This window comes from Polaromonas sp. Polasp52, from assembly GCF_059491565.1.
In genome coordinates this window covers 1098259-1115487 of the sequence record NZ_CP168513.1, presented here as the reverse complement: position 1 = coordinate 1115487, position 17229 = coordinate 1098259, and the positions used below count along the sequence as shown (strand labels likewise).

16 protein-coding genes are annotated in these 17229 nt (G+C 64.1%); 1 reads left to right on the top strand and 15 read right to left on the bottom strand.

The window, feature by feature from the left end:
• Window positions 1–28: 28 nt before the first annotated feature.
• The 11 genes from ACEN9P_RS05305 to ACEN9P_RS05255 form a co-directional block, all read right to left on the bottom strand.
• On the bottom strand, window positions 29–913 hold the full coding sequence (locus ACEN9P_RS05305) for a hypothetical protein (RefSeq protein WP_495621328.1): 885 nt from the start codon (window positions 911–913) through the stop codon (window positions 29–31).
• Between the two features lie 25 nt (window positions 914–938).
• Window positions 939–1226: a hypothetical protein gene (locus ACEN9P_RS05300; RefSeq protein ID WP_495621327.1), complete on the bottom strand. Its 288-nt coding sequence runs from the start codon at window positions 1224–1226 to the stop codon at window positions 939–941.
• A 946-nt stretch (window positions 1227–2172) separates the two neighbouring features.
• On the bottom strand, window positions 2173–3861 hold the full coding sequence (locus ACEN9P_RS05295; RefSeq protein WP_495621326.1) for a prolyl oligopeptidase family serine peptidase: 1689 nt from the start codon (window positions 3859–3861) through the stop codon (window positions 2173–2175).
• Window positions 3862–4112: 251 nt separating this feature from the next.
• Window positions 4113–4817, bottom strand: coding sequence for an OmpW/AlkL family protein (locus tag ACEN9P_RS05290; protein WP_495621325.1), 705 nt, complete (start codon window positions 4815–4817; stop codon window positions 4113–4115).
• 184 nt (window positions 4818–5001) lie between these two features.
• Complete coding sequence (locus tag ACEN9P_RS05285) at window positions 5002–5610, bottom strand: hypothetical protein (RefSeq protein ID WP_495621324.1); 609 nt, start codon at window positions 5608–5610, stop codon at window positions 5002–5004.
• A complete protein-coding gene (locus ACEN9P_RS05280) occupies window positions 5607–5984 on the bottom strand; it encodes a hypothetical protein (RefSeq protein ID WP_495621323.1) in 378 nt (125 codons plus the stop codon). The genes ACEN9P_RS05285 and ACEN9P_RS05280 overlap by 4 nt, the downstream gene beginning before the upstream one ends.
• Entirely contained in the window at window positions 5984–6610 is a 627-nt protein-coding gene (locus ACEN9P_RS05275) for a hypothetical protein (RefSeq protein WP_495621322.1), read from the bottom strand. Before ACEN9P_RS05275 ends, ACEN9P_RS05280 begins: the two co-directional genes overlap by 1 nt.
• A 363-nt stretch (window positions 6611–6973) precedes the next feature.
• Window positions 6974–8530 (bottom strand): type VI secretion system protein TssA, encoded by a 1557-nt coding sequence (gene tssA, locus ACEN9P_RS05270; protein WP_495621321.1) that lies wholly within the window; start codon window positions 8528–8530, stop codon window positions 6974–6976.
• A gap of 61 nt (window positions 8531–8591) precedes the next feature.
• Window positions 8592–9374: a response regulator gene (locus ACEN9P_RS05265; RefSeq protein WP_477664858.1), complete on the bottom strand. Its 783-nt coding sequence runs from the start codon at window positions 9372–9374 to the stop codon at window positions 8592–8594.
• The gene (locus ACEN9P_RS05260) at window positions 9371–10336 is read right to left on the bottom strand and encodes an ATP-binding protein (RefSeq protein WP_495621320.1); all 966 of its coding nucleotides are present in this window, start codon (window positions 10334–10336) and stop codon (window positions 9371–9373) included. The genes ACEN9P_RS05265 and ACEN9P_RS05260 overlap by 4 nt, the downstream gene beginning before the upstream one ends.
• The gene (locus ACEN9P_RS05255; RefSeq protein WP_495621319.1) at window positions 10258–11598 is read right to left on the bottom strand and encodes an MASE1 domain-containing protein; all 1341 of its coding nucleotides are present in this window, start codon (window positions 11596–11598) and stop codon (window positions 10258–10260) included. Before ACEN9P_RS05255 ends, ACEN9P_RS05260 begins: the two co-directional genes overlap by 79 nt.
• A gap of 486 nt (window positions 11599–12084) precedes the next feature.
• On the opposite strand from ACEN9P_RS05255, the gene ACEN9P_RS05250 reads away from it, so the two are divergent.
• Window positions 12085–13446 (top strand): sensor histidine kinase, encoded by a 1362-nt coding sequence (locus ACEN9P_RS05250; protein ID WP_495621318.1) that lies wholly within the window; start codon window positions 12085–12087, stop codon window positions 13444–13446.
• Between the two features lie 341 nt (window positions 13447–13787).
• Here the strand turns inward: ACEN9P_RS05250 and ACEN9P_RS05245 are convergent, their stop codons facing one another.
• The 4 genes from ACEN9P_RS05245 to ACEN9P_RS05230 all read right to left on the bottom strand — a co-directional run bounded on the left by ACEN9P_RS05245 (window position 13788) and on the right by ACEN9P_RS05230 (window position 17229).
• Window positions 13788–14321 (bottom strand): LuxR C-terminal-related transcriptional regulator, encoded by a 534-nt coding sequence (locus tag ACEN9P_RS05245; RefSeq protein ID WP_495621317.1) that lies wholly within the window; start codon window positions 14319–14321, stop codon window positions 13788–13790.
• 180 nt (window positions 14322–14501) lie between these two features.
• On the bottom strand, window positions 14502–15794 hold the full coding sequence (locus ACEN9P_RS05240) for a tryptophan--tRNA ligase (protein ID WP_495621316.1): 1293 nt from the start codon (window positions 15792–15794) through the stop codon (window positions 14502–14504).
• Entirely contained in the window at window positions 15791–16465 is a 675-nt protein-coding gene (locus ACEN9P_RS05235) for a site-2 protease family protein (RefSeq protein ID WP_495621315.1), read from the bottom strand. Before ACEN9P_RS05235 ends, ACEN9P_RS05240 begins: the two co-directional genes overlap by 4 nt.
• Before the next feature lie 128 nt (window positions 16466–16593).
• On the bottom strand, window positions 16594–17229 hold the full coding sequence (locus ACEN9P_RS05230; protein WP_495621314.1) for an L-threonylcarbamoyladenylate synthase: 636 nt from the start codon (window positions 17227–17229) through the stop codon (window positions 16594–16596).

The window sequence follows — 17229 nt, the reverse complement described above, 5'->3', positions numbered from 1 at the left end:
CTTATCGGTAATCAAACTCGGTCGTGGTTTATTGGACTGACACAGAAAAGTGAGCCGGGACACTCGACACCCCGCCACCAGCCTGAAGCTCCTCGAAAGGTTTAATGGTTTCTAATTTTTTTAATGAATCAGCCAGATGATCAAAAGCCCAACTGTCGTTGGTCAACTGCCGTTTCATTCTTGCCAGGTCAGCTTCCAGGTCTTCACCAACGGCACGCGAATCTCGATCAGATTTGCGTTTTGCAAGAAGAATTGCTTTGTGGAGGTTGTAAGTCCTTAACAATCGCACAGCATGATCAGCGCGGTAATGCACTGGAAACTGCGGGCCCAACTGGTACGGCAACTCCCTGACCACGCTCACCCGGGTTAGAAACCTCACATACCGTTTGTCGAGGTCTATCGTTACCCAACGATCGACCTGATCATTGACAATGCTTTCTCCCCAACGAGGAAATTCGTCGTAGTGAACACGACTGCGAAAGCCTTCGATTTTTTCGAAACGCTTACGCTCAAAGGACCACCGTTCATATTCAAATGCGCACATCGATGGCTTCGATCCATCACTCGCCGCATCGGGGCCGCCGCTCTGGCTCGCGCTAACCAATAGCAGCTCTGCCCACACCGGCACAACCACCACACGTTCTTGCTTGTCTTCAAAATAAGGCTCTTTGGGCTCGATGGCGCGCACCATCATTTGGCTCGCACAGTCCAGATAAGCTTGGTCCTTCCACATCGGAAACTTCACTTCTCTGCCGTAGAAGTCCTGCTTGGGCCGGGCATCCTCATCCAGAATTCCCTGAATGTGCTGCTTCGCAGCCTGCAACTTCGACTCGGGGCTTGCTCGATAGTCACCCTGCGCACTGGCGACAGAAGCTAGCCAGAAAATCGCTGCCTCCCAAAAATAGCGTTTCATATGCACGTTCTCCTCTTATCGGTAATCAAACTCGGCTGTGGTTTATTGGACTGACACAGAACAGTAAGTCGAGACACCCGACTCCCCACCGCCAGCCCTGGCAAACGGAAGAAAGAAGCCCCGGGGCGCTGTCGTCCAGCGAAAAGTCAAAAACATAGATCGGCAGCGGTGCCGACTCATCGAAGGCCAGGATCAGTGCGCTGCCCACCGCCAGGATGACGATCACGATAAAAACAATGGCGAAGCGGATCAGGCGGCGCCGGCATGCGGTTTTTGCGCTGAAGCGAGAAACGTCGCACAGGGATTTATTCATGGGTTTGCTCGTGCAGGTGAAGACTGTTCAAACAAAAGGATGGGTGAATTGGTGGCCAAGCTCCAAGCCCCGCAGGTCTTGGGATCTTCTGTCACCTCGGTGGCGCAACCTGCGCTCAGGCCTGACAACGCCAGCATCAAAATGCGGCCCAGATGGCGCAAGCTTGTGGTTGGCGTCTCGCAACGCATGGCGCTCACCGGCGATGACTCGCGGGCAGCACGCGACTGGGAGCTTGGGTGGGGAGAGAACTTGAAGATGCTTGGTTTTTCAGTCATCGCTAGGTTTTTATTTCGCGCTTTGCGTGGAGTTGGGTTGCAGTGGAATCAGGTTTGCGTGGCGAGGACGAATCTGGTTTGACGAGTTGCCCAGGCCGGGAATCTCGGGCCTGCCTTTAAAGTACGGGCCGATTATTCAGATGCCCCTGTGCGCAGGCGCGAGGTTTGTCCGCATGCGGACTTTTAAAGAGCGATTCATGGGTTTTGGTGAATATTCACGCCCACGCAAAGCATGTGAGCGGCCCAACAAATGAGTGTCAATGCGTACAGACTTGTCACCCAACCAGTGTCAATGTGCACACACCTTTCGCCGGACGCTTTCGGGGAGCCGGCTTATTCTTTTTTGTCTGCCGGAGCCTGAAGCGTCTTGGCCTCAGGTATGCGGATATCGGGATAGCCGTTAGCCTGCAAAAGACGCGATCACCCGACATGCCAGACTTCGGCACCTGGATGAACAGGCCATGCCCGTTCTCGCCATTGAGAGGAAACAGGACATACTCGCTGACGCCGCCTGCGACCTTGAAGGCGTCAACCCACTGCTTGGGAAACCTGGAGCCGAAAGACATGTCGTTTTCGGTGTAGACCCGCAAGGTGGAAACCCCCTGCGAGCTCTTGCTGATTCATGCCGTACGAACGCCCATCGACCGGACGGCAGCTAAGCCGTTGAAGTGCTAATTGCCACTAGACACCACACCGATCTCGCCCAGGTACTCCTTGAGCGCTGCGCGCCACAAAGCGGGCTTTTGATAGATAAAGTGCCCATCCCCCTCAATGGAGGGGTTGAGCAACAGGCGGGCTTTGCCGCCAGCCGCCTGATATGCCTCGTAGGAGGCGCGGATGGTGTTGGCGGTGTAGCGGCTGTCGTTTTCAGCGAAGACCCATAAACCGGGGACGCGGGTGGTCTTGCCGAATTCGGCAAAGCCGTCGACCATAACCTGATGCAGGTAGCCTGGTGCTTGGCTGGTGCTCATGTCAGTGCGTCCACCCGAGAAGTTCACTAGGCCCACCACACCGGGTAGATTCAAGCTGGCAACATGCATAGCCGCATACCCTCCTGCGGATTGGCCGGCGATCAAGATGCGGTTGGCATCGATCTCAGGGAGAGATTTCAAATATTCAAGTGCTGGCAATATGTCTTTGGCGTGCTCCCGGGCCTTGTAGGTCGTGTCAGCATCACCGCGCTGGAAGTTTTTGAACGGGTAGGTGCCTTCAGACATGCCCACCCCACGGCGAGCGGGCATCAAAACCGCCACACCCAGCTGCAGGAACTCACGGGCTATCACCATGTCACGGATGCGGCTCTTGTAGCGCATGAAAACGTGATCTGCCTCGACGTCGCCGTGGTTCCAGAGGATCGCAGGATAAGGGCCGGCGCCAAAGCGGCGCGCCTCGGGCCGCAACAAGGTAGCTTCCAGGCGGTTGCTGCCGAAGGTGCTTGGGACTTGATAGGTAATGATCTCTTCCCGCCACGCGATGGGCGGGCTGGCATAGCCAATCACTGGAGGAGGCTCCTGCCGCCCCTCAAGCCAGTCAATGACGGCGTTGGCTATAACAGCCTCTTGCCCTTGCAGTGCGAACTGGCTGGTACGTCCGCAGTCTTCTTTTTTGTCTTGCTGTTCGTAGCCGACCTGAACGAAGGTGAAACGGCTGCGCTGGGCCAAGGCTTGCGCCTCCAGGAAGGGCGCGCCATCGCACTGGGCACCAGGCGCTTGCAACATCAACACGGGCTTGCGCAAGGCGCTCCAGTCACTGGTTCGGCTGTCCCTCAATGCAGTGGAGGCCAGAACGATTTTGCTGAATCCCTCTATGTCACCGGCGACATCCAGCAAGGGCGCCACCAGGGAAAAACCAGCCAGATGGATTTGTGCTCCGGGAAACGACTGCTGCGCTTGCTTGAGCGCCGCAGCGAGGTCTTGCTGCACTTCACGCCGCGGCCTTTCGTTCAGGTTTCGGCGTTCGGCATCGCTGGGAGGGTCTACGTAGATCAATGCGACACCGCGTTCCCGGAAATGCATCGGAGCACGCATCCAGAGTCCGTTGAGGTCCAATGAAGTAGCGCCACTGGTAACTTTAAGTTGGGGAATGCCGCTGGATCGCGGGTAGACAAGCACATGCTTGACCGGCTGCGTACCACTGGAGGCGGGAGTGTGTATGGCGACCCCCACTGTGACCTTATGTCCACCTGGCGATACGCGGGTGGTTAAGGTCTGTACCATCCAGTCCTGGGCTCTTAGCGGCGAGACGCTGCAGAGGAGCAACGCGGCTAATGTTAAACGGATGCCAGCCGAGAAGCCGGGAGTCAGCCACGGAAAATGATCGATAGCCCAACCTGGTTGTTGATTCGAAATGTTATTCGCCATGTCTGCCTTAACCGAATGACTCCCCGCAGCCGGCGCAACGAAATGGGGCAGGGGGAATAGCAGGGGCCAGTTCCAGTTGGACAAATGATGTGGCCTCGGTGCAGACCGAGCACTCCTTGATCAAAACGGAGAAAGGCTTTGAGCAGCTCTCGCAATAAAAGACATGCGCCTCATCGGGGTCCAGAGGCTCCAGATCATCCTTGTACGGATGTTGGCAATGCGGGCAGCAAAAAGAGAGTGCTTCTGCCATGTCAGAACCGGTAGCCCAGAAACACCCCAAGGGCTTCGGGCGTTGCCTTGATGTCCACCTTGCGCTCGATGTTGCCAACACCGGGTGTCGCAGTGACGATAGTGGCCGTGGTCCTGACCCAGTACCTGGCGTAGGCGATGTCAAGGAGCCAGTTGTTGGACAGGGGAATCTCCAAGCCAAGCTTGGCCACGGCGCCCACGGAGCTTTTGAGTCCGCCAGTGCTGCTGCTTCCCCCGAATGCCGCGTTATAGCTGGGGCTGGCCTGCGCCTGGGTGAAGAAGGTGTAGTTGACGCCGGCTCCCACATAGGGCCTCAGCGTCTGTGGGCCGGCAAATGAATAGGTCACAAGGGCCGCGGGAAACCAGGCCTTGGCGGCGCCGATTTGACCCAGCGGGGCGGCGGTCCCTGCGCCTTTGAAGTGAAGGGTTGGCGGAACGCCTATCTGGGCCACGAAGGACCATGGCCCAGCGATTCTGTATTCATAGACCAGCGCTGCGGTTTGGCCGTTGTCGATTTCGGTCCTCGCGCCGGCCGGGGTTGTGCCGGGCGGGCCGGTCAGCTCGCCGGGCTTCGCATGAAAGTTGATCGCGGCATACCCGAGTTTGAGAGTATGGCTGCTGTCGTCAGATTGCGCGGTGGCAGTGGCGCAACAGGTAGCGAGAAGCGGGCCTAACAGCCACGCGCCGTCCGGGGGCGCCTTGTACATTCCCTTCGTCCTTTCTTGGTCTTTTTGATGAAAAAAACTTCGCTGGACCACTGTGACCCACTAACCCACGAACAATCGTTTGAGCAGTTACAGTCGAAAATTTTTCCGACTGCTCTAAGATATTCGAGTTCTATGCGCGCGAGCGGTGTGATTGTCTGGGTATGGGCTTTTCCTGTTTGATTTATCAAACTCGTGCCTGATGAGTTGAATTGGGAGTTTGAAGGCGAAGAGAAATAAAAGGCGTAGACCCGAGTTCGCTCTGCACTGCCCTTTGCTCGCTGATATCCGTTACTTGGATGGGCTGTTTAGGCGTTGGCGCCGGCTTTGGCGCAACAGGCGGATATATCCGCAACCGCATCAGGTGGTTGTTGGTCGGGTAGACATACTCAAACACGTCCACGCGCTTGTTCTGGAAAACCACCTGGATGCCGCCGGTGGGGTAGAGCCCGTTGAGCCTGGACTTGATGGGCACGCCCACTTCATACCGTCGGCCGCCCAGCACCCATTTCAGCGCCATACCTTCGGGCAGCACCTCCATCGTCGTGATCGCGTAGCCGCCCAGGCATCTTTCGTCGCCACCCTTGGCATGGGCGGGAAGCGGCGGAATTGTCCACAGGGCACCGCCGTAATTGATGCGGATCTCCGACACCATGGTGTCTTCCATGTTGCAGAAGTACACCTTGTACTGGGCCTGCGATTTTGTCGCGCAGCCCTGGAGCCACGCGGCGCAAGCGCCGGCCAGCAGCAAGAGAAAAGCAAGGCGTCGGCTCGACGCCTCCGGTCGTTTGCTCATGGCGTTTCCTCACAAGAGCTGGGTGCCGGTATGCGAGTGCACTGCCCAGGCACCACCCGCAGCCACCCGTTGGCATCCAGCGCCAGGCAGTCGTCTTGCGGGACCAGGGTGCTGACGTCTATGGAGAAGCGCTTGATGGGTTTCTCCGCCGGCGATGCCCGGGCGTGGCGCAGTTCGTAGCACAGGGTGAATTGCTCCAGGCGCTGGCCTGGGGGAATGGCTGGAGTACCGCTGGTGGCTTGTGGGTTGGGCTGGCCGTTGGAGGGGGCGTTTACCTGGATGGCGGCAGCGCAAGCGGCCAGGGTCACCGTGATGCCTGCTTGCGGAGCGCCCAGCATAGTGCGGCTCACCAAGGTCTTGCGCGTGGTCATCATCAGGCTCTCTCCCCAAAGCTACGTATCGGGCCGGGTACCGGGCAGCCGGCCAGGGTTAAATCCAGCTCGGTGGCCAGGGTGCTGGCGGGTGTGAAGCCCGGGTATCTGGCCTTCACATCACTCAGGACGCGGGCCAGTGCTTCGTCAGCGCTCTTTCCCGGCAGCCAGCCGTTGACCAGCAGGGTGTCCAGGTCCCTGGCGCCGCTATTGCTCATCGCAACGGAGACGATGTAGAGGGTGAGGCCGGGCTTTCTGGGGCTGCCCGGCTTGCCGGCGGTGCAGGTGCCCGGCGGCAGGATGATGTCGGTCACCGTGGTTTGTGCGACGGCATAGCCCGGGTATGCCTCCTGTACCAGACGCGTGAAGAAGCCAATGGCTTCGTCCACGCTGGTGGCTGATTGCACCGAGTGGACCAGCCTGAAGGTGAAGTCCCGCACGCCTTCGCGCAGGATGGCCGAGACCAGGTAGTGGGTTTTGGGTGCGGTTTTTGTGGCAGGCCTCTTTTTGTTGGGCTCTGCCGCCCAGCTTGCGCGAAGCTGCAGCATGCCGATACCAAAACAGCCGGCCTGCGCCAGCCAGGCCCGCCGGGAACTGGCGGCTGGCTTTCCGTTTGTGTGTGTCCTCATCGCTCCCCTTCGCTACAGAAACCTCCCGTCGCTTTGCCTGCTGAGCAAAGCTCTTGGCGATCACGCTGGATGGGGAGGTGTTTTGATGTGCCGCCGCCGGCTGCTTGCCATGGGCTGGCTGAGCTTTTTTGGGGCAAGGGTGAACGGTATGCGAGCCCGCGAGGAGGGGCGGGGCGGATTGTCCGTGCGCGGCCAATCTTTGTTGGATTTATCGACGCCGGATCGTTAAAACCGGGAAGTCCGGGCGTGGCTTACCGCAAGGGGTCTTCTATGTGCCCTGCGTGAAGCTCGCCGGGCGCCGCTCGCAAAAATCCGGCGAAGCGGTTTCGGCGCGGCAAGCAGGGTCGTGCGAGCGCCTTCCGCTCAGGTCACCAGCTTGACCGCGGTCGCCGCATCCAAGGCAACAATGCGCGCCAGCAGCGCATCGGCCGCGTCCCGGTCTTCCTCGTTGCGCGCCATCACGCCGTAGGCGACCTGCAGGCCGTCCAGTGCCATGGCCGGGTCCCAGGCGCCCAGCTGGTGGCGGTCTATGGCTTCCACCACGGCTTGCGCGAAGGCCTTGAGAGCCGCGCCGGGGCGGTGCTGCAGCAGCAGCTCGCACAGGCGGATCTGCAGCAGCAGCTGGTCGCGCGCCGTGGGCTGCAGCGCGAGCTGCTCCTGCAGGCAGGCCGCGGCGCTCGCGAGGTCGTCGTTGGCTGCCAGCGCGCGCGCATTGCCGATGGCGGCCGTGACCGCGTCGCTGGCGCGGCCGCCGGCCGCGGGCCCGCCGCCGGCCGCCACGCCGGGCAGCAGGGTGGCCAGCCAGTCCAGGGTGTCGCTCGCGGCAAAAGGCATGCCGCTGGAAAACGAGAGTTTTTCCAGGCCGGGCAGGCGCGCGAGCAGGCGTGCCGTTTCGTTGCAGACTTCCTGGCGCGCGGCCGCGTAGCCGCTGCCCATGCGCCCCAGCGCCGCGGCGCAGACGCCGTTGAGGTCCAGCCAGAAGGGGAAGGCCGCCAGCTGCGCTTCGGCAAAGGCCACGAGTTCGGCATCCGACTGGCTGTCCTTGAGCCGGGCCAGCGCGTCGCTGACCTGCGAAATCGGCGGCGCGATGCGGGTCTGGCCGCCGTCGGCCGGCGGCAGGGCCTCCAGGGTGGACCAGGCCGCCGTGCGGTTCAGGCGGTAAGACAGGGGGTTGCTGCTGTCATTGGCGAGAAACCATTCGGCCAGGCTGCCCAGGCGCGAGCAGGCCTCTTCGAGCGCGCGCTCGACGTTGTCGGCCGAGTCCAACAGCAGCGTGGCCGGCGGCGGGCCGGCGGCCGCCGCGGGCGAAGGCGAGGGCGCGGCGGCGGCCGCCTCCACGGGGGCTGGTTCTTCTACGGGTTTTTCTTCGATCACGGTCAGGCTGCCGACCAGGGTCAGCAGCGCGCGCATGGAGGGCGCCTCGCTGTCCTTGTCGGCCAGCAGCGTGTCCATGGCCTGCAGGCTGGCCGTCAGGCGCGCCACAAGCTCGGCCTCCTGCGGCGGCAGCGCGCCCCAGTCGGTTTCGGTGGCGCGCTGCTGCACGCGGTCTATCAGCCACTGCAGCGCGTTGCGCCGGCCGCGCATGCGCTTGAGCCCCGGGTACAGCGTGTCCCAGTAGCTTTGCAGCATGTCGGCCAGCACCTTGAGGCCGTCGGCCAGGCCGTAGAGGCCGCGCGTCTCGAGCAGGCCGCCGGCCAGGTAGCAGGCCACCAGCATGTCCTTGCCCTTGGTCGACAACAGCTCGACCGACCACTGGTTGACCTTGTTCCAGTCCATGGTCACGCTGTGCACCGGGCTGGCCAGCTTGGCGACCTCGGCCTCCAGCAGCTCGAAGGCGGGTTCTTCGCGCACTTCGTTGCCGGCGGGCTGCGGCCCGGCGATGGGCTGTGTGCCGAGTTCGGTGATCAGGTCAGTGCTCATAAAAATTCACAAGAGGTCACAAAAGATGCCATGGAGAAGAAAGGAGAAGGGACCGGCAGGCTTATTCCCACAGCGCTTCCACCTCGGCATTGAGGAAGTAGCCCACGCCGCGCTCGGTGCACAGCAGCTTGGGGTTTTTTGCGTCGGCCTCGAGCTTGCGGCGCAGCCGCAGTATCTGCACGTCGATGGCGCGGTCGTAGATGTCGTCGAAGGCACGCGTGCGCTCGAGCAGCTGCTCGCGCGAGATGATGCGCCCGGGCGTGCCGAGGAAGACCGCCAGCAGGTTGAACTCGGCATTGGTCAGCGACACCGGCTTGCCTTCGGGCGAGGTCAGGCGGCGCGTGTTGAGGTTCAGGCCCCAGGCCGCGAAGCGGTAGGCGCGCGGGTGTTTGCCGCGCGTGACGGGCACCTGCACGCCGCTGTGGCTGGGGCGCTCGCCGGCCGGCTCGCCCGCCGCGGCCGCGCCGCCGGCGCGCCGCGTCACCGCGCGTATGCGGGCCAGCACCTCGCGCAGCGAAAACGGCTTGGTGATGTAGTCGTCGGCGCCCAGCTCCAGGCCCATGACGCGGTCGGCTTCTTCAAGCCTGCCGGTCAGGCAGATGATGGCGATGTTGGCCTCGGCGCGCCATTTGCGCGCCAAGTCTATGCCGTCGCCGTCGGGCAGGTTCAGGTCCAGCAGCACCAGGCTGTAGTCCTGCCTGGCGACGGCCTGCACGGCTTCCGTTGCCGTGCCCACGCCGGTCACTGAAAGGCCGTGGCCCGTCAGGTAGTCGATCAGGAGCTTGCGCAGGGCGTCGTCATCGTCGACGACCAGGATGGACAGGGCTTGTTTGGGCTGCGTCATGGCTGGAGCTTGCCTTCTTTGTCTTCTTCTTCGTCAACATCGCCGTCACGCCGGGCAGGCGGGGCATCGGAGCGTCCGGTCGCCATTTTGACGGCCTGGCGCAGGGCCGCGCCATCAAAGGGCCCGCTTATGGTAACCACGCCGGCTTCCTGCGTGATGAGGGCTTGGCCGCCCGAGTCCTGCGCGCTGCTGCAGCGCAGCAGCGGCAGGCCGGTGGACTGGCGCAGCGCGGCCAGCAGGCTGTCGCTCGCGGCCGGCGAATCCAGCCATACCAGCAGCTCGGCATGTTCATCGAGGCCCTGCAGGCCTTGCGAGCCGTGCAGCCCACCGGCGAGGGCGGCCGGCTCGTAGCCGGCCGGTTCAAAACCCAGGGCGGCCAGCGCGTCCTCGGTGCGCTCGCGCGCCTGGGCATCCTGCGCGACGACCAGCACCGTCTCGCCCTGGCCCAGCGGCGGTGGCGGGGCGACCAGGGGCAGTTGCAGGACTTCCTGTTCGGCCAGCAGCGGCAGCATCAGGCAAAAACGCGTGCGTTCGCCGCGGCCGGTCCAGACCGCCACGCCGCCGGCGTGGTCGGCGGCCACGCCCGCGACGATGGCCAGGCCCAGCCCGGTGCCGTGGCCTTTGCCATGGCCCTTGCCGCCCTGCGAGGAGCGCGAGGAAAAGAAGGGGTCGAACAGCTGATGCACATGCGCCGGCGCGACGCCGCTGCCGTCGTCCAGCACGTCCAGCCAGGCGCAGTCCCGCTCCAGCGTGTCGCCGACGCCGGTGTCGGCCTCGCGCGCATAGCCGGCCGGCAACTCGCCGGCCGAGCTTGTCAGGCGCAGCTCGACCCGGCCCGCCGCGGCCTGCGAGGCGTTGCGCAGCAGGTTCAGGATGGCGCGGGTCAGCTGGCCGCGGTGCACGCGCACCGGCACGGGCGCCAGCGGCACGCGCACCGCCAGCCGCACGCCGGGCGGCAGCAAGGGGTGGCCAGCGCCACCGCTTCCGAGACCAGGTCGCGCAGGTCGCGGGCCTGGCGCGGGCGCGCGCCGCGCCGCCCGGCCAGCAGGATCTGCTCCGTCAGGTCCTTGCCGCGCGCCACGGCCGCCGCCACCTCGCCCAGCGGGGCGCGCACCGGCAGGCCGGCCTGTTCGCGTTCCATCGCGAGCTCGGCATAACCGCCGACCGCGCCCAGGATGTTGTTGAAATCGTGCGCGATGCCGCCGGTCAGAAAGCCCATGGTTTCAAAGCGCCGGGCGCGCTCCAGGCGCAGGTTGAGTTTTTGCCGCTCGTGGACCGCGATGCCCACGAAGAAGGACAGCACCGCCATGCCGGCCAGGTCCACCTGCAGCTCCCAGGTGCCCTCCTCGCCGCCGTGGGCGGCGCTATAGGGCCCGTAGCCCGCCACGGCCAGGCCTATACCCACGCTGGCCGCCGCCAGCACGCCCAGCGAGGCCGCGCGCAGGCCGCCGGCAATGGCCGCCCAGACCAGCACCAGCGACAGCAGGGCGCGCAGCACTTCCAGCGGAAAACGCGGCAGCAGGGCCGCGGCGGCCATCAAGGTGGCGGCCAGCACGGCGGCTGCCACGGCCACCGGCTTGTCGCGGGGCGAAGCGTCGGCGCCGGCCTGGCGCGAGCACCAGGCCAGCAGGGCCGGCAGCAGCACCAGCACGGCCAGGCCGTTGCCGACCAGCAGGACACGCCATTCCTCCACCCACTCGGTGTGTTTGGTCACCGCGCCTATGGTGGCACCCAGGGCCGCCACCACGCTGGTGGCCAGCAGCGGCAGCAGGAACATGAAGCGCGCGAGCTTGCGGGTGCTGTCGATGTCGCCTTTTTCGCAAACCAGGCGCCGCCCCAGGAAGGCAAACAGCGCCACCTCGAACACATTGAGCAGCGCGAAGGCCGCGTCGGCGCCCACGGACAGGGGGTCGGCGTCGCCGACCAGCATCATGGACAGGAAGACCGCGAGCAGGAACACCGGCCAGCGCCGGTAGGGCAGGTTCCACAGCAGGGCCGCGGCCACCGCCGGCGCGGGCCAGATGATGGCGGCCAGCGTGTCGGGGCGCGAGGTGTAGGCGGCCGGCGTGGACAGGATGGCGTAGACAAAGGCCAGCAGCACGGCCAGCAGCGCCAGCCGGAAGGGATTGGCCGGGTCGTCCAGGGCCGGCATGGCGAGCAAGCCGGCCGGGGTCCCTTTCGCCGGGCTCACGGGGGCGAGCTCGGCGTGCGCGTTGCGTTGCATCTGCGGGTCCTGCATTTTTTTGGTGCCTGTGCATGGATGCCGCCGCGGGTGTCCGGCGTCCAGGCACGGGTGTCGCCCTCCGGGGAAGCGTCCAGTGTACGCAATTGGCGCTAGGGCCTGTTAATGCTATTTATGCAAGATGCGTTGCGAGTCAAAAAGGCCTTGAGCAAGGCGCAAAACGCAGGCGGGGTAGACCCCGCCAAGGCTTTGCAACGCCGCGCAGGGCCTTTTTGATCGCAACCCGGAGGGAATGGGGTTAAAACGGCGCCACTCGGCGTTGCGTTCCTAGCCCAGACGCCCGGTCTGGGCGTCGTCGCGCGCCTTGATTGGCGCCGTTTTCACCCCATTCGCATTGGCATCAATAGCGTTAACAGGCCCTACCGGGCACCCGATTTCGTCAGCCCCGCGCAACATTCGCGCCATGGCCCCAGGGCGCGCGTGCGCGGCGGCCGCCTGGGCGTGTTAACTGGCCCTAAACTCGGCTGCATGGACTCCCCCCCAATGACACGGCCGGCCCAGAGCGTCGCCGACCTCTCGCGCGAGGAGTGGGTGGAGATGCGGCTGATCCACACCTTCATGCGTTATGCCCGCCCGGCATTGCATTCCGCGCTGGTGCTGATCGTGGTCATGGTGGCCATTCTTTACCACCGCGTCGACATGCTGTCCCTGGGCCTGTGGGCGGCGGCCGCGGCGGCCGTGACCGTGGTGCGCTACGGCGTCATCAGCATCTACCAGCGCAGCCTGGCGGGCGTCAGCGGCCCGCCCCTGCGGGCCTTCATGGCCAAATACGGCTGGACCTGGTCGGCCAGCGCCCTGGTCTGGGGGGCGTCCATGTTCGTCTACTTCCTGCGCGCGCCGGTGTACGACCAGTTCCTCTGCATGGTCGTGCTGGTGGGCATGGCCGGTTTCGCGGTGGGCACGTTTTCGTCCTGGCTGCCCTGCTTCAAGAATTATGTGAACGGCCTGGGGGTGTCGGTCGTGGCCGCGCTGCTCTACGAACTGGCCATGGAGCGCGGGCTGCCCTCCAGCTTCAACACCTACGGCATGCTGGCGCTGGTGCTTATTTACTGGGCCGTGATCCGCATCTCGGGCCAGCGCTTTCACGAGGTGCAGCGCATCAACCTCGAGCTGCAGTACGACAACTCCATGCTGATCAAGTCCCTGACCGAGCAGAGCCGGGCGGCCCTGGAGGCGGTGGAGATCAAGAACCGCTTTATCGCCAGCGCCGCCCACGACCTGCGCCAGCCGGTGCATGCCCTGGACCTGTACGCCGGCTGGCTGGCCGCCGAGCCCGAATTCGTCGAACAGATCACGCCCAAGATCGTGCGCTCCACCAAGGCCGTCAACGACTTGTTCAATTCGCTGTTCGACCTGGCCGGGCTGGAAACCGACCCGCTCAGGGTCAACCTGCAGGACGTGGAACTGGCCGGGCTGCTGCAGGACCTGGAGGCGCAGTACGCGCCCTTCGCGCGCGAGCGCGGCCTGCGGCTCAGGGTACGCGCGGCGCCCGGCAAGGTCAGGTCCGACCCGGTGCTGCTGCAGCGCCTGGTCGGCAACCTGCTGTCCAACGCGCTGCGCAACACCCACAGCGGCGGCGTGCTGATGGCCGTGCGCCACAGGGGCGGCGTGCCCCGCATCGAGATCTGGGACACCGGCGTGGGCATCGCCAGGGAACACCAGCAGGCGATCTTCCAGGAGTTCTACCGGATCCCGCTGCAAGGCACCGAGGAGGGCTTCGGCCTGGGGCTGGCCATCGTGTCCCGCCTCAGCGCGGCGCTGGGGCATCCGGTGGGGTTGGCGTCGCGGGCTGGCCGCGGTAGTGTGTTTTGGGTTGAGCTTCGGGGGTAGGGCTTGCTCTACCGGCGCGCCCTCCGCTAAGGGCTGCTGGCCGGGATCGCCCGGCATGCGACTCACTTTTTTTGCTTCGCCAAAAAAGTAAGCAAAAAAAGGCGACCCTGGTTCCTGCGTCCCCTGCGCTTCGCTCCGGGGCAACCTGCGGTGCTCGGTTCAGGCGGGGTCTGGCTAAACTCGCCTTCGGCTCAGACAACGCCAGCCCTTATCCGCCTGAACCTCCGCTCCTCGGCGCATCCACAAGGGGTGGGGAAGGAATACCGAACAGCCGGATACCAATACCCGATACCGGATGCATGAAGAAAAAAGGACACGCTTGCGTGTCCTTTTTGTTTTGTTTAGAGCAGGCCCTGGGTTCTGGCCAGGTGGCTCGCCTGGGAGCGGCTCTTGACGTTGAGGCGGCGGAACAGGCGCCACAGGTGCACTTTCACCGTGTGCTCGCTGATCTGCAGTTCTTCGGCGATGTCGCGGTTGCTCATGCCCTTGTCCAGCATCACCAGCAGCTGTTTTTGCCGCTTGGAGAGCTTTTCGGTCGGGGTGCTGGGTTCCGGGTCCAGGTCTTCGCTGAGGAAGACGCGCAGCACGTTGGAGATCTCGGTGGCGCCGGCGGACTTCTGGATGTAGGCATCCGCGCCCGCCTCGATGGAGAGGTCCTCGTAGTCCTGGGCCGGGGCGGCCGACAGCACCACCAGGGGGACGCTGGGGAATTGCTGCTTGAGCTCGCGCACGCCGGAGACACCGTTGGTGTCGGGCAGGCGCAGGTCCAGGCAGATGAGTTCGGGAATGCCCTGTTCCTGCACGGCGGGCATCACGGCGGCGAGCCGGTCCAGCTCGGTCACGGTGGCCTTGCTGCTCAGGCGGCGGATCAACATGACAACCGCTTCCCGCATGAGCGGATGGTCATCTATTACGAAAATACTCATTAAGTCAAATGTGAAGAATTGTTCCTATTAGCCAGTGAGCATAACTGCTGTATGTCAACTTTGGGGCATAAATAAACAGGCAGTTGCGGTATTTTTTCAGAACGCTGCTCCAAAAAAACAACAACAAGCTCAGTCGGCGAAAAACCGCAAAACCGCCGTCAGCTCGTCCTCGGTGACGCCCGGCAAGGCCTGGGCCTGCCCCGGCAGCGCCTCCAGGCCGTCTTTTTGCAGTGCGGCAATGGCCAGCGCGGCCTCGCGGGGCGACTCAAAACCCCGGCTTTGCAGCAGCAGCCGGGCGTCGGCATCCTGCAGCTTGAAATAAAAGAGGCCGTCCTTTTCGCGGTACTGCTTGAAGGCCGGGGTGGCGCTTTTGGCCGCCTTGGCCTTGCCGGCGGCGGCCGGGCGGCTGTCCAGCTTGCGCAGGCCCACGGCGCGCCGCAGCTCGGCCATGAAGGGCGTGGCCTCGGCGCGGGCCTTGCGGGCGCCGGCCTGCAGGATGGCCTCTATCCGGCCCGGGTCGGCCATCAGCGCGTGGTAGCGCTCGCGCATGGGGGCGATTTCGCGGTCTATGCGCTCGAACAGCGTCTGCTTGGCGTCGCCCCAGGCGATGCCCGCGGCGTAAGCCTTGCGTAACGCTTCGGTTTCCTCGGCGCTGGCAAAAGCCTGGTAGATCTGGAACAGGGCCGAGCCCTCGACCTCCTTGGGCTCGCCCGGCGCGCGCGAGTCGGTGACGATGCCGGCGATCAGCTTGCGCATCTGCTCGCGCGGCGTGAACAGCGGAATGGTGTTGTCGTAGCTCTTGCTCATCTTGCGCCCGTCCAGGCCGGGCAGCAGGGCGACCGATTCCTCGATCACCGCTTCGGGCAGCACCAGGTGCTCGCCGTACAGGTGGTTGTAGCGCTGGGCCATGTCGCGCGCCATCTCCAGGTGCTGGGCCTGGTCGCGCCCCACCGGCACTTTGTGGGTCTTGAACAGCAGGATGTCCGCGCCCATGAGTACCGGGTACATAAAGAGCCCGGCGGTCACGTCGGCGTCAGGGTCGCTGCCGGCCGCCTCGTTCTTGTCGACCGCGGCCTTGTAGGCATGGGCGCGGTTGAGCACGCCCTTGCCGGTCACGCAGGTCAGCAGCCAGGTCAGCTCGGGGATCTCGGGGATGTCGGACTGGCGGTAAAAGGTCACGCGCTCCGGGTCCAGCCCGGCGGCCAGCCAGCTCGCCGCGATCTCCAGCGTGGACTGCTGGATGCGGGCCGGCTCGTCGCACTTGATCAGCGCGTGGTAGTCGGCCAGGAAATAAAAGCTGCGCACGTCGTCGCGAAAGCTGGCCTGCACCGAGGGCCGGATGGAGCCGACAAAATTGCCCAGGTGGGGCGTGCCGGTGGTGGTGATGCCGGTCAGGAAGCGGGTGGGGGACGGGGAGGTCATAGCAGTCTTGGAGGCAGAGAAATGGAGAGATTGAACAGATCAAGCATGCCGTATCCCAGTACCACCAATGGTCTGAGCCAATAGGCACCGACGATGCCGGCGAAGAAGAGGCCCATGACGATGAAAAAGCCCCAGGGCTCAAGGCGTGCGACAAATTGCGCCTGTTTCCAGGGCAATAAGCCCATCAAAACCCGTCCGCCATCAAGCGGAGGAAACGGAAACAGGTTGAAGGCGAATACGACCAGGTTGATGAGCACGCCCGCCTGGCACATCACGAGGAAGAAGGGCTCCTGGATACCGGCCCCACCGAGCAGCGCGTAGACGACCGCCCACGCAATCGCCTGAATGAAATTGACAGCAGGCCCTGCCAGCGCCACCCAGATCATGTCGCGTTTGGGGTTACGCAGGTTGCTGAAATTCACGGGGACCGGTTTGGCGTAACCGAAGAAAAACGTCCCTGAGGTGACGAAATACAGCGCCAGCGGCATCAGGATAGTGCCTATCAGGTCGATATGCTTGACGGGGTTCAGCGTCACGCGGCCCATCATGTAAGCCGTGTTGTCGCCAAGGTGACGCGCGACATAGCCATGCGCGGCCTCATGCACCGTGATGGCGAACAGCACCGGCAGCGCGTAAATGGCGACGGTTTGAATCAGGTTGGCGATATCCATGCCGGGATTGTCTCATTGGACGGTTTGCCCCCACGCGTTTCACTTCGCCTGCGGCCCGGCAAAGCCGGTTCCGCGGCCCCTGCTTGAAGGGGGAGGCGAGGCACGTGACCGGATTCCCGTTTGGCCCGCTAAAGCCCCAGGGCCGCCAGCTCGCCGCGGCCCTGCCGCACCACCACCGGATCGCCGCCTTCGCCCATGGGCGTGAGGTCTATCACCGTGGTGGCTTCCTGGTGGCAGGCGCCGGCGTCTATGACGGCGGCCAGCTCATGCTCGAGCAGGCCGCGTATCTCGTGCGCGTCGTTGAGCGGCTCGCCGCCGCCGCGCGGGATCAGGGTGGTGGCCAACAGCGGCGTGCCGTGCAGCTCCAGCAGCGCCTGCAGCACCTTGTGCTCGGGCACGCGCAGGCCTATGGTCTTGCGCGAAGGATGGCTCACGCGGCGCGGCACTTCCTTGCTGGCTTCCAGGATGAAGGTGTAAGGCCCCGGCGTCGCGGCCTTGAGCAGGCGGAACTGCTTGTTGTCCACGCGCGCGTAGTTGGCCAGCTCGCTGAGGTCGCGGCACAGCAGGGTCAGGTGGTGCTTGTCGTCCACCCCGCGTATGCGGCGCAGGCTGTCGGCCGCGGCCTTGTCGTCGAGGTGGCAGACCAGCGCATAACTCGAATCGGTGGGCACGGCCGCGATGCCGCCGCGCTCCAGCAGGGCCACCGCCTGCTTGAGCAGCCGGGTATGCGGGTTCTCGGGGTGGACTTCAAAAAACTGGGCCAT

Bases quoted from the DNA above. Each gene is read 5' to 3' on its own strand.
- ACEN9P_RS05305 (WP_495621328.1), bottom strand. From the start codon at position 913: ATGAAACGCTATTTTTGGGAGGCAGCGATTTTCTGGCTAGCTTCTGTC.
- ACEN9P_RS05240 (WP_495621316.1), bottom strand. From the start codon at position 15,794: ATGACCTCCCCGTCCCCCACCCGCTTCCTGACCGGCATCACCACCACC.
- ACEN9P_RS05300 (WP_495621327.1), bottom strand. From the start codon at position 1,226: ATGAATAAATCCCTGTGCGACGTTTCTCGCTTCAGCGCAAAAACCGCA.
- ACEN9P_RS05265 (WP_477664858.1), bottom strand. From the start codon at position 9,374: ATGACGCAGCCCAAACAAGCCCTGTCCATCCTGGTCGTCGACGATGAC.
- ACEN9P_RS05255 (WP_495621319.1), bottom strand. From the start codon at position 11,598: ATGCAACGCAACGCGCACGCCGAGCTCGCCCCCGTGAGCCCGGCGAAA.
- ACEN9P_RS05295 (WP_495621326.1), bottom strand. From the start codon at position 3,861: ATGGCGAATAACATTTCGAATCAACAACCAGGTTGGGCTATCGATCAT.
- ACEN9P_RS05280 (WP_495621323.1), bottom strand. From the start codon at position 5,984: ATGATGACCACGCGCAAGACCTTGGTGAGCCGCACTATGCTGGGCGCT.
- ACEN9P_RS05235 (WP_495621315.1), bottom strand. From the start codon at position 16,465: ATGGATATCGCCAACCTGATTCAAACCGTCGCCATTTACGCGCTGCCG.
- ACEN9P_RS05230 (WP_495621314.1), bottom strand. From the start codon at position 17,229: ATGGCCCAGTTTTTTGAAGTCCACCCCGAGAACCCGCATACCCGGCTG.
- ACEN9P_RS05290 (WP_495621325.1), bottom strand. From the start codon at position 4,817: ATGTACAAGGCGCCCCCGGACGGCGCGTGGCTGTTAGGCCCGCTTCTC.
- ACEN9P_RS05245 (WP_495621317.1), bottom strand. From the start codon at position 14,321: ATGTTGATCCGCCGCCTGAGCAGCAAGGCCACCGTGACCGAGCTGGAC.
- ACEN9P_RS05275 (WP_495621322.1), bottom strand. From the start codon at position 6,610: ATGAGGACACACACAAACGGAAAGCCAGCCGCCAGTTCCCGGCGGGCC.
- tssA (WP_495621321.1), bottom strand. From the start codon at position 8,530: ATGAGCACTGACCTGATCACCGAACTCGGCACACAGCCCATCGCCGGG.
- ACEN9P_RS05250 (WP_495621318.1), top strand. From the start codon at position 12,085: ATGGACTCCCCCCCAATGACACGGCCGGCCCAGAGCGTCGCCGACCTC.
- ACEN9P_RS05285 (WP_495621324.1), bottom strand. From the start codon at position 5,610: ATGAGCAAACGACCGGAGGCGTCGAGCCGACGCCTTGCTTTTCTCTTG.